This window comes from Pseudomonas chlororaphis, assembly GCF_001921865.1.
GTDB lineage: Bacteria > Pseudomonadota > Gammaproteobacteria > Pseudomonadales > Pseudomonadaceae > Aquipseudomonas > Aquipseudomonas chlororaphis_D.
Map to the genome: position 1 here is coordinate 229,613 of NZ_MSCT01000005.1, position 12,625 is coordinate 242,237.

Genomic DNA, 12,625 nt, shown 5'->3' on the forward strand with positions numbered 1-12,625 from the left:
TGGGGGCGAACTTCGCCCCCAGCGGCCTGGCTAATCATTTATTGGTCGATACTGACGCCCGAGAAAACGTTGCGACCGAAGGGGCTGACCTTGAATCCCTCGACTTTGGCGCTCAACGGCTGGTTGACCGTCGAGTGGGCGACCGGGGTGATCGGCACCTGCTGCTTGAGCAACTGCTGGGCCTGTTGGTAGAGCTGCGTGCGCTGCTCGCGATCGGTGACGATCTTGGCCTGCTTGATCAGCTTGTCGTACTGCGGGTCGCACCACATGGAGTAGTTGTTGCCGCCGATGGCGTCGCAGCTGTACAGGGTGCCGAGCCAGTTGTCCGGGTCACCGTTGTCGCCGGTCCAGCCGATCAGGCTGATGTCGTGCTCGCCGTTCTTGGTGCGCTTGATGTACTCGCCCCATTCGTAGCTGACGATCTTCACTTTCAGGCCGATCTTGCCCCAGTCGGACTGCAGCATCTCGGCCATCAGCTTGGCGTTGGGGTTGTAGGGGCGCTGCACGGGCATGGCCCACAGGGTGATTTCCGTGCCTTCCTTGACCCCGGCGGCCTTGAGCAGCTCACGGGCCTTTTCCGGGTTGTAGGCGGCGTCCTTGATGCTGGTGTCGTAGGACCACTGGGTCGGCGGCATGGCGTTGACCGCCAGCTGGCCGGCGCCCTGGTACACGGCGTTGAGGATGCCCTGCTTGTTCACCGCCATGTCCAGCGCCTGGCGCACTTCGAGCTGGTCGAAGGGTTTGTGGCGAACGTTGTAGGCGATGTAGCCGAGGTTGAAACCTGGCTTTTCGATCAGTTGCAGCTTGGGGTCTTTTTTCAGTGCTTCGACATCGGCCGGCCGTGGGTGCAGGGTGACCTGGCATTCGCCGGCCTTGAGTTTCTGCACGCGGACCGAGGCGTCGGTATTGATGGCGAAGATCAGCTGGTTGAGCTTGACCCGGCTCGGGTCCCAGTAATGCTTGTTGGCGACGTAACGGATGTTGGAGTCTTTCTGGTAGCTCTTGAACACGAACGGCCCGGTGCCGATCGGCTTCTGGTTGATCTCGCTGGGCTTGCCGGCCTTGAGCAGTTGCTCGGCATATTCGGCGGAGAGAATCGCGGCGAAGCTCATGGCGATGTTCTGGATGAACGCGGCGTCCACCGCGTTCAGGGTCATCACCACGGTCAGCGGCCCGGTCTTCTCGACCTTGGCGATGTTCTTGTTCAGGCTCATCCCGTTGAAGTAGGGAAACTCGGTGGGGTAGGCCTTGCGAAAGGGCTGCTCGGGATCGAGCATGCGGTTGAAGGTGAAGAGAACGTCGTCGGCGTTGAAGTCGCGGCTGGGCTTGAAGTACGGCGTGGTGTGGAACTTCACCCCTTCGCGCAGATGGAAGGTGTATTGCAGGCCGTCCGCGGAGATGTCCCAGCGGGTGGCCAGGCCCGGCACCACATTGGTCGCGCCCTTCTCGAACTCGGCCAGGCGGTTGTACAACGGCTCCGCCGCGTCGTTGTCGGTGGCGGTGGTGTATTGCGCCGTGTCGAAGCCGGCCGGGCTGCCCTCGGAGCAGAACACCAGGCTGTTGCCGGCCGCCAGGGCGGCGCAGGTCGTGGTCAACAGACCGGTGCCCAGCAGGGCGGATAAAACCAGGGAATGACGCATGACGATCCCTCTCCTTCTTATTGTTTTGATCGATGAGCCATCGCCCCATCCGGAGGCGGTCGCGGTCATCGATCCCAAGTCTTCGCTTGCAGCCAATGTCGGGTAATGCAGGCACCGCTCCATGCGTCAACGGTAGGGGTCGACGCAGGGGTAGTAAATGCATAAGAGCCTGAAAGACATGTAGGGATCTTCCGAAATGCCCGTACTCACCGCGATGGGGCGCAGTAAAAGGGCAAGGCGTTGGGAATCTGCAGTCTTGGCAGGCGAGGCCAGGGCGACGTCAACCGACGTCGCCCTGGCGCACCCTTATTTGCTGATGCTGACGCCGTAGAAGGAGTTCAGGCCAAAGGGGCTGATCTTGAAATCCTGGACGTTGGCGCGCATAGGTTGGAACACCGTCGAGTGCGCGATCGGTGTCATCGGGACCTGGTCTTTGAGGAGGTGTTGCGCCTGCTTGTACAGCTCGGTGCGTTTAGCCACGTCCGGGGTGGCCTTGGCTTGCTTGATCAGTGCGTCGTACGGCTTGTCGCACCATTTGGAGAAGTTGTTGCCGTTCATGGCGTCGCAGCCGAACAGGGTGCCGAGCCAGTTGTCGGGGTCACCGTTGTCGCCGCTCCAGCCGATGATCATCGCCTGGTTCTCGCCGCCTTTGGAGCGCTTGATGTACTCGCCCCATTCGTAGCTGACGATGTTGATCTTCAGGCCGATTTTCGACCAGTCCGATTGCAGCATTTCAGCCATCAGCTTGGCGTTCGGGTTGTACGGACGCTGCACGGGCATGGCCCACAGGGTGATCTGGGTGCCTTCCTTGACGCCGGCTTCCTTGAGCAGCGCCTTGGCTTTCTCGGGATCGTACTTGGCATCCTTGATGGTGGTGTCGTAGGACCACTGGGTCGGCGGCATGGCGTTGACCGCCAGCTGGCCCGCGCCCTGGTACACCGAGTCGATGATCTGCTGCTTGTTCACCGCCATGTCCAGCGCCTGACGGACCTTGAGGTCGGCCAGCGGGTTGGCGTCGGTGCGGCCCTTGAGCACAGGCATGACGTTGTAGGCGATATAGCCGAGGTTGAAGCCGGCCTGTTGCGGCAGCTTGAGGTCCTTGTCTTCGCCCAGGGCCTTGAGGTCGGCCGGACGCGGGAACAGGGTGACCTGGCATTCGTTCTTTTTCAGCTTCTGGATACGCACCGACGGGTCGGTGGTGATGGCGAAGATCAGGTTGTCGATCTTCACGTCTTCAGGCTTCCAGTAATCCTTGTTGCCGGTGTAGCGGATGTTGGAGTCTTTCTGGTAGCTCTTGAACACGAACGGACCCGTGCCGATCGGCTTCTGGTTGATCTCGCCCGGCTTGCCTTCCTTGAGCAGCTGGTCGGCGTACTCGGCGGACTGAATGGAGGCGAAGCTCATCGCCAGGTTCTGGATGAACGCGGCGTCGACGGTCTTCAGGGTGAACTTGACGGTCTTGTCGTCGACTTTCTCGACCTTGGTGATGTTGGTGTCCATCCCCATGTCGGTGAAGTAAGGGAATTCGGTGGGGTACGCCTTGCGGAACGGCATGTCCTTGTCGAGCATGCGGTTGAACGTGAAGAGCACGTCGTCGGCGTTGAAGTTACGAGTTGGCTTGAAGTACGGCGTGGTATGGAACTTCACCCCATCGCGCAGATGGAAGGTGTAGGTCAGGCCGTCGTCGGAAATGTCCCAGCTGGTCGCCAGGCCAGGAACGACGGCGGTGCCGCCACGCTCGAACTGGCTGAGGCGGTTGAACATGGTTTCGGCCGAGGCGTCGAAGTCGGTTCCGGTGGTGTACTGGCCTGGGTCGAAACCGGCCGGGCTCCCTTCGGAGCAGAACACCAGGTTAGTCGCCGCTTGGGCGAACGGTGCGCTGGCGAGTAAGCCGGCGCTGACTAAAAGCGGAATGACTGCTTGTTTGAACATGGTTGCCTCATGATTTGTTGTCATTTTTGGTGTAGAGGGCGACCTTATGAGTCGACCCGCCGATACTTATGCAGGCCCCATACCCAATGCAAGATGCGGGGCTGTCACAAGTATCAAGGAGTGGAACGAACGTACATGGATGACGCATTTGTATAAATATTGACGCTTTTGACCGTATGCGCTGGTTTTTTCTGGTGCATCGGTTGCCTTCTTGCGGGGCGGCCAAGGGGAGTTGTGCCTCCGGTTGGTGCATCGCAGGGGCGGGCGTCGATCGGTTTCTGGTCGAGCCGCCTGGCTTCGCCTGCCAGGCGCAAATGGGTTGACCGGATGAAGTAGCAGGGCGGCTTGCTGGGGAGGCCGTGGAGAACGGATGCCCGGGATCTTGCAGGCGATGGCGAGTGAACAGCCCATCGGATGTTGTGGCTCGCAGTGAGGTTGTCACTGTAGAGGCTGCGGGTGGCGCATGACAGTGGGATGCCGAGGGTCAGCTCCGCTGTCTGCCAAACCTGAAGCGGAAAGGTCTTACGCATGCAAACCTCATTTTTTATTTTTCTAGGGCGTATCTGAGGATTGGCCTTGTGGGCCGGGGCAGCTCGCCTTCTACGGGGAGTGGATACAGCCCCATGGACCCTGTGCGGCGACGGCGATCGCTGGTTGTAGGGTTGGTTGACGATTCGCCGATGCCGAAATTAAGTCATGCTGAAATCGTGGTCAACGAAAATTAAGCATGGTTAACATTTCTCTTGCGCACGAGGTGTCTGTGAGGTCGCTCGGCCGGATTCAGGCCGCCGAATGGTCGTCGAACAGGCCCATGGTCGTGACGGCCAATACTTCTGCCGGGCCGTTGCTGGCATTAGCCAGGTAGTGCGGTTTGGTGGAGTCGAAGTGCACCGAGTCGCCGGGTCCGAGGGGATACTGGCGCCCCTCGATGGTGTAGACGATCTGCCCCGAAAGCACGTAGGCAAACTCGGCGCCATCGTGGGAGATCAGTTCCGACTGGTAGCCCACCGGTATGTTCATCTTCACCGCGTTGATCAGGTTGCCGGGAAAGGAACTGGACAGCCGCTCGTAGGCCAGGGGCTGGCCTTCGATGGTGTAGCGCACCCGCTTGCCGTCGTGGGAGTCGGGTTGTGCCTGGGGCGGCTGGTCGAACAGGGCGTTCAGCGGAACGTTCAGGGACTTGGCAATGCTGACCAGGGAGGAGATCGAGACGCCGGTAAGATTGCGTTCGGCTTGGGACAGGAAACTCGCGGTCAGGCCGGATTCGCTGGCAATCTGGCGCAGGGTTTTCTTGGCGGCGCGACGATAGCGGCGCAGGCGTTCGCCGATGCGATCTGCGGTCATTGGAGAGACTCTTATAGGAAAGGCGCAGTATACCCGGTGGACGTCAATGACGTCTGATAGGCGCAATACCGAGGTGCGTAACGTTGGCCATCACCGACAGGGTCGAACTCACTCCCCAAGGCGAGTTCCCGAAATGGTTGGTTGCCAAAAGCGCGGTAGCCTCATTTGTGCTGGAGGCTACCGCCGTTTGGGGCGAGAGGGAAAACGTTACTGCATCAGCACTTCGATCGAGCCGTCGGCGCTCATGCTGACCTGGCTGGTGCCGGCTTCGACTTCCGGGGTGACCGGTGCGGCATCCATGGCGGCGGCTTTCATCATCATTCCGCCACGCAGGTACGGCTGCGGGTAACCGTTGCTGTTGAGGTTCAGGTTGACGATCTTGTAGCCCTTGCCGCCCAGCGCCTCGGTGGTCAGTTGCGCGCGTGCCTTGAAGGCGTCGACCGCTTCCTTGAGCAGTTTGTCTTCGCTGGCCTTGCGGGTGGTGTCGGCGATGGCGAAATCCATGCCGCCCATTTTCAGGTCGGTCAGCAGTTCGCCGGTCAGCTTGGACAGGGCGGCGAAGTCCGAACTCTCCAGGCGCAGCTCGGCGCGTTCGCGCCAGCCGGTGATTTTCTGGCCCTTGGTGTCGTAGATCGGATAGCTGTTGCGGCTGCCCTGGCGCAAGGTGATGTCCTTGACCTGGCGTGCCTGGCCCAGGGCCTTGTTCATGGTGGCGGTGATTTCCGCGGCGAGCTTGGCCGGGTCGGCGTTTTGCGACTCGCTGTAGAGGGTGACGATCATCAGGTCGCGGGCCACTTCCTGGCTGACTTCGGCACGCAGGGAGATCTGGTTGTAATGAAGCTCATCGGCGGCCAGGGCCGGCAGGCTGGCGAGGGTGCCGACGCTGAGGGCGAGAAGGGCGGCGCTGCGACTGAATGTATGCATGAAAACTCCTTGAGTACGGTCCGCAGGTATCGGGTTCCCGGCCTGCGTGAAACCATCAGACTCTAGCCTTTATTGTCTGGTTCGGTCCGTTAACAACTTCTATACATCTGCTATGGCGAGCGTTTGCGCTCTATCGCGGAGGAGCCTCGCTGCGCAGAAACCCCGTTATCGCTGCAGGAGTGAGCTTGCTCGCGATAGCGGCCTGCGGGGCAACAGAAAACCTGTGGCGGTTTGCCGCAGTTTTGCCTGTCTGGGCCGCTGCTTGGTTATACTCGTCGCGATCCGCCTGGAGCGCTCATCAGGAGAGCTCATGCTCGCCCCCGTACAACTGCTTTCCGCCACGCGCCAGAACCTCTGGCGTCTGACTTTTATCCGCACCCTGGTTCTGGCCGCGCAGGCCGGTTCGGTGGGGCTTGCCTACTGGTTCGAGCTGTTGCCGCTGCCCTGGTTGCAGCTGTGGGTGACCCTGGGCCTGTCGCTGATTCTCTGCACCTTCACCGCCATTCGCCTGCGCACCTCGTGGCCGGTCACCGAGCTGGAATATGCCGTGCAGTTGGCCTGCGACCTGTTTATCCACAGTGCCTTGCTGTATTTCTCCGGCGGTTCGACCAACCCCTTCGTCTCTTATTACCTGGTGCCGCTGACCATCGCCGCGGTGACGTTGCCGTGGCGCTACTCGGTGGTTCTGTCCGGCATCGCGCTGACCATGTACACCCTGCTGCTGGCGCAGTTCTACCCGTTGCAGACGTTCCCCATCGCCCGGGAAAACCTGCAGATCTATGGGATGTGGCTGAGTTTCGCCTTGGCCGCGGCGGTGATCACCTTCTTTGCCGCGAGGATGGCCGAGGAGCTGCGGCGCCAGGAAGAACTGCGGGCGATCCGCCGCGAAGAAGGCCTGCGCGACCAGCAGTTGCTGGCGGTCGCGACCCAGGCCGCGGGGGCCGCCCACGAACTGGGGACGCCGCTGGCGACCATGAGCGTGCTGCTCAAGGAAATGCGCCAGGACCACCTCGACCCGCTGTTGCAGGACGACCTGAGCGTGCTTCAGGATCAGGTCAAACTGTGCAAGGAAACCTTGCAGCAACTGGTGCGCGCCGCCGAAGCCAATCGCCGGCTGGCGGTGGAAATGCAGGATGTCACCGTCTGGCTGGACGAAGCGCTGAACCGCTGGCACCTGATGCGCCCCGAAGCCAGCTACCGCTTCCAACTGCTGGGCCATGGTCCGATGCCGCGGCTGGCACCGCCACCGGACTTGACCCAGGCTCTGCTGAACCTGCTGAACAATGCCGCCGACGCCTGCCCGGAAGGGCTGGAAGTGCAGCTGGACTGGGACGCCGAGACCCTGACCATCAGTATTCGCGACCACGGCGCCGGTGTGCCGCTGGCCATCGCCGAGCAGATCGGCAAACCATTTTTTACCACCAAGGGCAAAGGTTTCGGCCTGGGCCTGTTTTTGAGCAAAGCCAGCGTGACACGCGCCGGCGGCTCAGTGAAACTCTACAGCCATGAGGAAGGCGGCACGCTCACCGAGCTGCGTCTGCCCCACGGCGCCCGAGGAGACCAACATGAGTGAAGAAATCCAAGTCGAAGGCGAAGAACTGCCGCATTTGCTGCTGGTGGATGATGACGCCACCTTCACCCGAGTGATGGCGCGAGCCATGAGCCGTCGCGGCTTTCGGGTCAGCACCGCGGGTTCCGCGGAAGAAGGCCTGGCCCTGGCCCAGCAGGACCTGCCGGACTTCGCCGCGCTGGACCTGAAGATGGACGGCGACTCTGGCCTGGTGCTGCTGCCCAAGCTGCTCGAACTCGATCCGGAAATGCGCGTGGTGATCCTCACCGGCTATTCGAGCATTGCCACCGCGGTCGAGGCGATCAAGCGCGGCGCCTGCAACTACCTGTGCAAACCGGCCGACGCCGACGACGTGCTGGCCGCGTTGCTCTCCGAGCATGCCGACCTCGACACCCTGGTGCCGGAAAACCCGATGTCGGTGGACCGCCTGCAATGGGAGCATATCCAGCGGGTCCTGACCGAACATGAAGGCAACATCTCCGCCACTGCCCGGGCCCTGGGCATGCACCGTCGAACGTTGCAGCGCAAGCTGCAGAAGCGCCCGGTCCGTCGCTGAACCGCGACTGAACGAATGTCCTCGGGACGCGTGAAAAAACGAGCCGATCCACTATGATCGGCTCGATGCTTGTCCCCATCCCAATCGAGCCTTGATGATGAATCAGAACGCTGAATATTCCGCGGTCAACGATACTGTGCGCGGGCAGTTTTTCCGTCGGGTCTGGGAAATGACCACGCCCTATTGGCGCAGCGAGGAGAGGGGCAAGGCCTGGTCGCTGTTGATCGCGGTGATCGCCCTGACGCTGTTCAGCGTGGCGATCTCGGTGTGGATCAACAGTTGGTACAAGGATTTCTACAACGCCTTGCAGAAGAAGGACGAAGCGGCGTTCTGGCAACTGATCCTGTATTTCTGCGGGATTGCCGCGGTGGCCATCCTGGCCGCGGTCTATCGGCTCTACCTGACCCAGATGCTGACCATCCGCTGGCGCGCCTGGCTCACGGAGAAACACTTTGCCCGCTGGCTGGGCCACAAGAATTACTACCAGCTGGAGCAGGGCGGCTACACCGATAACCCGGACCAGCGGATTTCCGAAGACCTCAACAGCTTCACCACCAATACCCTGGGGCTCGCCCTGGGCCTGCTGCGTACCATCGTCAGCCTGGTGTCGTTCTCGATCATCCTGTGGGGCGTGTCGGGCAGCATCGAAGTCTTCGGCTACAGCATTCCCGGCTACATGTTCTGGTGCGCGCTGGTGTATGCGGCCGTCGGCAGCTGGCTGACGCACCTGATCGGCCGGCGCCTGATCGGCCTGAACAACAACCAGCAACGTTTCGAGGCCGACCTGCGTTTCTCCATGGTCCGGGTGCGCGAGAACGCCGAGAGCATTGCCCTGTACAACGGCGAGCCGAATGAGAACAAGCGCTTGAGCGCGCGTTTCGGCATGGTCTGGCACAACTTCTGGGACATCATGAAAGTGTCCAAGCGCCTGACCTTCTTTACCTCGGGATACGGCCAGATCGCGATCATCTTTCCGTTTATCGTCGCGGCCCCGCGCTACCTGTCGGGCAAGATCGAGCTGGGCGAGCTGATGCAGATCAACTCGGCGTTCGGCAACGTCCAGGAGAACTTCAGCTGGTTCATCTCCGCGTATTCCGATCTCGCGGCATGGCGCGCCACTTGCGACCGCCTGCTGAGTTTCCGCCAGGCCATGGGCGAAAACGAAGAACGCCCACCGGCCATCGACGTGCAAAGCGAGGGTGAAACCCTGCAGGTGCATGACCTTGGGCTGGACCTGGCGGATGGCCGGCACTTGCTGGCCGGCGCCGAGATGACGGTGGTCCCTGGCGAGCGCCTGATGCTCAGCGGCCGCTCCGGCAGCGGCAAAAGTACCCTGCTGCGGGCGATGGGGCGGCTCTGGCCTGCCGGTCACGGCAGTATCCGCATGCCTAACGAGCGTTACCTGTTCCTGCCGCAGAAGCCTTACCTGCCGATTGGCAGCCTGCGCGAAGCCTTGAGTTATCCACAGGCGGGCGACACTTACTCGCAAGAGCGGTATGCACAGGTGCTGGAAACCTGCCGCCTGCCCCATCTGGTGGCGCGCCTGGACGAGAGCAATCACTGGCAGCGCATGTTGTCTCCGGGCGAGCAACAACGCTTGGCCTTTGCCCGGGCGCTGCTTTTTGCGCCGCAATGGCTGTACATGGATGAGGCCACCTCGGCCATGGACGAAGAGGACGAAGCGAGCCTCTACCAAGCGCTGATCGACCAGCTTCCGGGCCTGAGCATAGTCAGTGTCGGGCACCGCAGCAGCCTCAAGCGTTTCCACCTGCGGCACATCCGTATCGAGCACGGGCATCTGGTCGACCAGGCGGTGACGGCGTAGTCAACAGTGATCGTACAACTTGGCTGAGCTATGATGCGCCATCAGTTTTCGGAGAAAGATCTTCACCATGGACAACCAGAACCCGGCGCCACGCCTTCCACGCAAGCGCCGTAGCCTCGCCCAGGAGCTGGTGGCCGTGCTGTCGGAGCAGATCCGCGACGGCCTGCTCAAGCGCGGGGACAAGTTGCCGACCGAGTCGGCGATCATGGAAACCCATGGCGTCAGCCGGACCGTGGTACGTGAAGCCATTTCCCGGTTGCAGGCCGCCGGACAGGTGGAAACCCGCCACGGCATCGGTACCTTTGTGCTCGACACGCCGAGCCCGAGCGGTTTCAGGATCGATCCGGCGACCGTGGTGACCTTGCGCGACGTGCTGGCGATTCTGGAGTTGCGCATCAGCCTGGAGGTGGAGTCGGCCGGGTTGGCGGCGCAACGGCGCAGCACCGAGCAGTTGGCGGCGATGCGCGCGGCGCTGGATGCCCTCAACGAAAGTGCGGCCCATGACAGCGATGCCGTGGCCTCGGATTTCCAGTTCCACCTGCAGATAGCCCTGGCCACCGGCAACCGTTACTTCACCGACATCATGACCCACCTGGGGACCAGCATCATTCCACGCACTCGCCTGAATTCGGCGCGCCTGGCCCACGACGACCAACAGCACTACATGGGCCGCCTGAGCCGTGAGCATGAAGAAATCTATGAAGCCATTGCCCGCCAGGATTCGGACGCAGCCCGGGCGGCCATGCGCTTGCACCTGACCAACAGCCGCGAACGGCTGCGCCATGCCCATGAAGAGGCGCAGGCGCAGCGCGGGTAAGCGCACAACCGGCGCCAGACCGGGGAGGTTTGGCGCTTGGGCTGAGGCTATTGCGAGCAAGCTAGCTCCTACAGAAACATTGCTCGTCTTCTGTAGGAGCAGCCTGTCGACGCTCGATTGCTCGCGATGCTTTTAGCCTTTGAGGATCGAGCGATCCACCCTCACCGCCAGTTGCCCGGCCCCGGGCTTGGCGTCGAAGGCAACGTGCCCTTTGGCGTCGACGGTCGCCCGGGCGACCGGGGTGCCGTTGAGCAGCAGTTCCAGGGGCGCGCCCTGCAGGGATTGGCCCGAGGCCAGTTCTAACGTCAGATTGATAGCCATGTCGATGTCCTTATCAGGCATTGCGGTCGATGTAGGTGGTGGTGCTCTTGTCGAGCGATGCGATCAGTTCCGGCGAGCTGCCGCGGAACTGGCGGAAGAGATTGCGTCCGCTGGAACCGTTGCCGCTGTCCAGCGGTACGTTCAGCGTCGGCTGGAAGCGCTCGCTCAATTCGGCGTAGGCGGACCAGGGGCCGATGTACGACTCGTTCAAGCCATTGGTGTAGCTGAAGGCGTAGCGCACGGCATGGCCTGGCAACCAGTTGGGTTCGCTCGGCGTCTGACTTTGCCAGCCGTCGGCCTGGATGCTCGGGGCAAGCGTCGGTGCCTCCAGATAACCTGCCGGCTTGTTGGGCTTGTAGTCCTTGAGCAGCAGGTAGGTGCTCCAACCCCACCAGTTATCGATGGTTTTCGTGTCGTTCAGGTTGTTCACGTCGTTGCGTCGCAGCACTTTGTCGCCCTGCATGACGAACAGCGGTGAGAAGTTGCCGCTCTTGGCCGCGTTCAGGTCGGGCAGCAGTTTCAGTGCGGTGAAGTTGCCGGGAGCAGGGGCCGTACCGCTGAGGTAGCTTTCGAAGACCTCGTCCGCCGAGCGTTGCACCGCCAGCTTGACCTGCTTGCGGTTGCTGCTGTCGATCGTGTCGAAGTAACGCTTGTCGCCATAGGCATGCCAGCGGTCGCCCTGGGCGTTGCTGACGTTGAGGCCGAACTTGCTGTCTTCGTCGTGCATGAAGCGGGTGATCAACGAGCCCAGGTCGCTCGGCGTGACCACTGCCGCCAGTTGCTTGCGCGGCACCCGCACATGCCCGGCGGAAAACAGGTCGGTGAGGAAGTGGTCGGCGAAGGCGTTCATGGCATAGGCCAGTTCCAGCTGTTTCTCGTCCGAGTTGTTGTGCGCCAGCACCGCTTGCTGCACGGCGGCGGTGTGCCCGGCCACGTAGGCCAGCAAGGCCCACTCGCCAAAATGGTCGGCATTGTTGGCCGCCAGTTTCAGGTAGCGGCCCAGGGGGAACAGGGCCGAGACGAAACTGCCGCCGCCGGTGATCTTGTTCCACTCTTCGGACAACGTATCACCCAGGGCGTCATACGCCTCGTGGGGCTGCTTGCCGTCTTTGATCGCCTGGTTGGCGGCAGCGATTTCTTTCTGCATGACCGCGAGAATCTGCTTCGCCTCGTCTTTGGCCGCCGGCAACACGGCGAGCGAGTTGAACGCGGCGGTAAAACGCTGCAGGCGATCCGCCGGCGTGGCGCCTTCGCAGATCGGCCGGTCGGGAATGCCATAGAAATCGCCGCCCAGCGCGACCACCTGGCCGTAGGTCAGGGCCAGGCCGTTGGGCAGGTGCAATTCGACCTGCCAGGCCGGAATGCCGGGGGCGTCCTTGGCGAAGCGCAACAGGGTGGCGTCGCCGATGGCGGTGTGCTCACCACCCTCGAAACGCAGCTGGGGCAGGGCTTTGAGGTTTTTTCCGGGGCGCGCGGGGAGAATCCCCGGCTGGTGGTACTTGATGGTGTGATGGCCGTCGGCGATCAGTACCAGGTGGTCGCCGTCACCGGAAATGGCGACGCCGCGTTCGCTGAAAAGGCTGTCCAGGTCGGCAACGATCTGGCCTTTGTGCTGCAGGTTTTCCTGCTGGTGAGTCTGTAGACCTGACATTTCTATCTCCTTGATATGTCGTGGGTACCTGATAATTTAACTGTA

Annotated in this window: 10 protein-coding genes; 4 read left to right on the top strand and 6 right to left on the bottom strand. The window is 61.8% G+C overall.

What is annotated here, in order from left to right; translation table 11 throughout:
- Positions 1-38 precede the first annotated feature (38 nt).
- The 4 genes from BTN82_RS03925 to BTN82_RS03945 all read right to left on the bottom strand — a co-directional run bounded on the left by BTN82_RS03925 (position 39) and on the right by BTN82_RS03945 (position 5,840).
- A complete protein-coding gene (locus BTN82_RS03925; protein ID WP_075117860.1) occupies positions 39-1,640 on the bottom strand; it encodes an ABC transporter substrate-binding protein in 1,602 nt (533 codons plus the stop codon).
- Between the two features lie 306 nt (positions 1,641-1,946).
- The gene (locus tag BTN82_RS03930; protein WP_075117861.1) at positions 1,947-3,572 is read right to left on the bottom strand and encodes an ABC transporter substrate-binding protein; all 1,626 of its coding nucleotides are present in this window, start codon (positions 3,570-3,572) and stop codon (positions 1,947-1,949) included.
- A gap of 780 nt (positions 3,573-4,352) precedes the next feature.
- On the bottom strand, positions 4,353-4,916 hold the full coding sequence (locus BTN82_RS03940) for a cupin domain-containing protein (protein ID WP_075117862.1): 564 nt from the start codon (positions 4,914-4,916) through the stop codon (positions 4,353-4,355).
- 207 nt (positions 4,917-5,123) lie between these two features.
- Positions 5,124-5,840, bottom strand: a complete 717-nt coding sequence (locus BTN82_RS03945) for an SIMPL domain-containing protein (protein WP_075117863.1) — start codon at positions 5,838-5,840, stop codon at positions 5,124-5,126.
- Between the two features lie 310 nt (positions 5,841-6,150).
- On the opposite strand from BTN82_RS03945, the gene BTN82_RS03950 reads away from it, so the two are divergent.
- The 4 genes from BTN82_RS03950 (at position 6,151) to BTN82_RS03965 (ending at position 10,608) form a co-directional block, all read left to right on the top strand.
- Positions 6,151-7,413 (top strand): ATP-binding protein, encoded by a 1,263-nt coding sequence (locus tag BTN82_RS03950; RefSeq protein WP_075117864.1) that lies wholly within the window; start codon positions 6,151-6,153, stop codon positions 7,411-7,413.
- Positions 7,406-7,966, top strand: coding sequence for a response regulator transcription factor (locus BTN82_RS03955; RefSeq protein ID WP_009042166.1), 561 nt, complete (start codon positions 7,406-7,408; stop codon positions 7,964-7,966). Before BTN82_RS03950 ends, BTN82_RS03955 begins: the two co-directional genes overlap by 8 nt.
- 97 nt (positions 7,967-8,063) lie before the next feature.
- On the top strand, positions 8,064-9,791 hold the full coding sequence (locus BTN82_RS03960; RefSeq protein WP_075118124.1) for an ABC transporter ATP-binding protein/permease: 1,728 nt from the start codon (positions 8,064-8,066) through the stop codon (positions 9,789-9,791).
- A gap of 67 nt (positions 9,792-9,858) precedes the next feature.
- Positions 9,859-10,608 (top strand): FadR/GntR family transcriptional regulator, encoded by a 750-nt coding sequence (locus BTN82_RS03965; RefSeq protein WP_075117865.1) that lies wholly within the window; start codon positions 9,859-9,861, stop codon positions 10,606-10,608.
- Between the two features lie 132 nt (positions 10,609-10,740).
- Here BTN82_RS03965 and BTN82_RS03970 read toward each other — a convergent pair whose 3' ends face one another.
- Together BTN82_RS03970 and BTN82_RS03975 are read right to left on the bottom strand one after the other, a co-directional pair.
- Complete coding sequence (locus BTN82_RS03970; protein WP_075118125.1) at positions 10,741-10,929, bottom strand: hypothetical protein; 189 nt, start codon at positions 10,927-10,929, stop codon at positions 10,741-10,743.
- Between the two features lie 13 nt (positions 10,930-10,942).
- A complete protein-coding gene (locus BTN82_RS03975; protein WP_075117866.1) occupies positions 10,943-12,580 on the bottom strand; it encodes a phospholipase in 1,638 nt (545 codons plus the stop codon).
- Between the last annotated feature and the right edge of the window lie 45 nt (positions 12,581-12,625).

What these genes read in the sequence shown, in the direction of transcription:
- BTN82_RS03925 (WP_075117860.1), bottom strand. Translation starts at nt 1,640, where the DNA reads ATGCGTCATTCCCTGGTTTTATCCGCCCTGCTGGGCACCGGTCTGTTG.
- BTN82_RS03930 (WP_075117861.1), bottom strand. Translation starts at nt 3,572, where the DNA reads ATGTTCAAACAAGCAGTCATTCCGCTTTTAGTCAGCGCCGGCTTACTC.
- BTN82_RS03940 (WP_075117862.1), bottom strand. Translation starts at nt 4,916, where the DNA reads ATGACCGCAGATCGCATCGGCGAACGCCTGCGCCGCTATCGTCGCGCC.
- BTN82_RS03945 (WP_075117863.1), bottom strand. Translation starts at nt 5,840, where the DNA reads ATGCATACATTCAGTCGCAGCGCCGCCCTTCTCGCCCTCAGCGTCGGC.
- BTN82_RS03950 (WP_075117864.1), top strand. Translation starts at nt 6,151, where the DNA reads ATGCTCGCCCCCGTACAACTGCTTTCCGCCACGCGCCAGAACCTCTGG.
- BTN82_RS03955 (WP_009042166.1), top strand. Translation starts at nt 7,406, where the DNA reads ATGAGTGAAGAAATCCAAGTCGAAGGCGAAGAACTGCCGCATTTGCTG.
- BTN82_RS03960 (WP_075118124.1), top strand. Translation starts at nt 8,064, where the DNA reads ATGAATCAGAACGCTGAATATTCCGCGGTCAACGATACTGTGCGCGGG.
- BTN82_RS03965 (WP_075117865.1), top strand. Translation starts at nt 9,859, where the DNA reads ATGGACAACCAGAACCCGGCGCCACGCCTTCCACGCAAGCGCCGTAGC.
- BTN82_RS03970 (WP_075118125.1), bottom strand. Translation starts at nt 10,929, where the DNA reads ATGGCTATCAATCTGACGTTAGAACTGGCCTCGGGCCAATCCCTGCAG.
- BTN82_RS03975 (WP_075117866.1), bottom strand. Translation starts at nt 12,580, where the DNA reads ATGTCAGGTCTACAGACTCACCAGCAGGAAAACCTGCAGCACAAAGGC.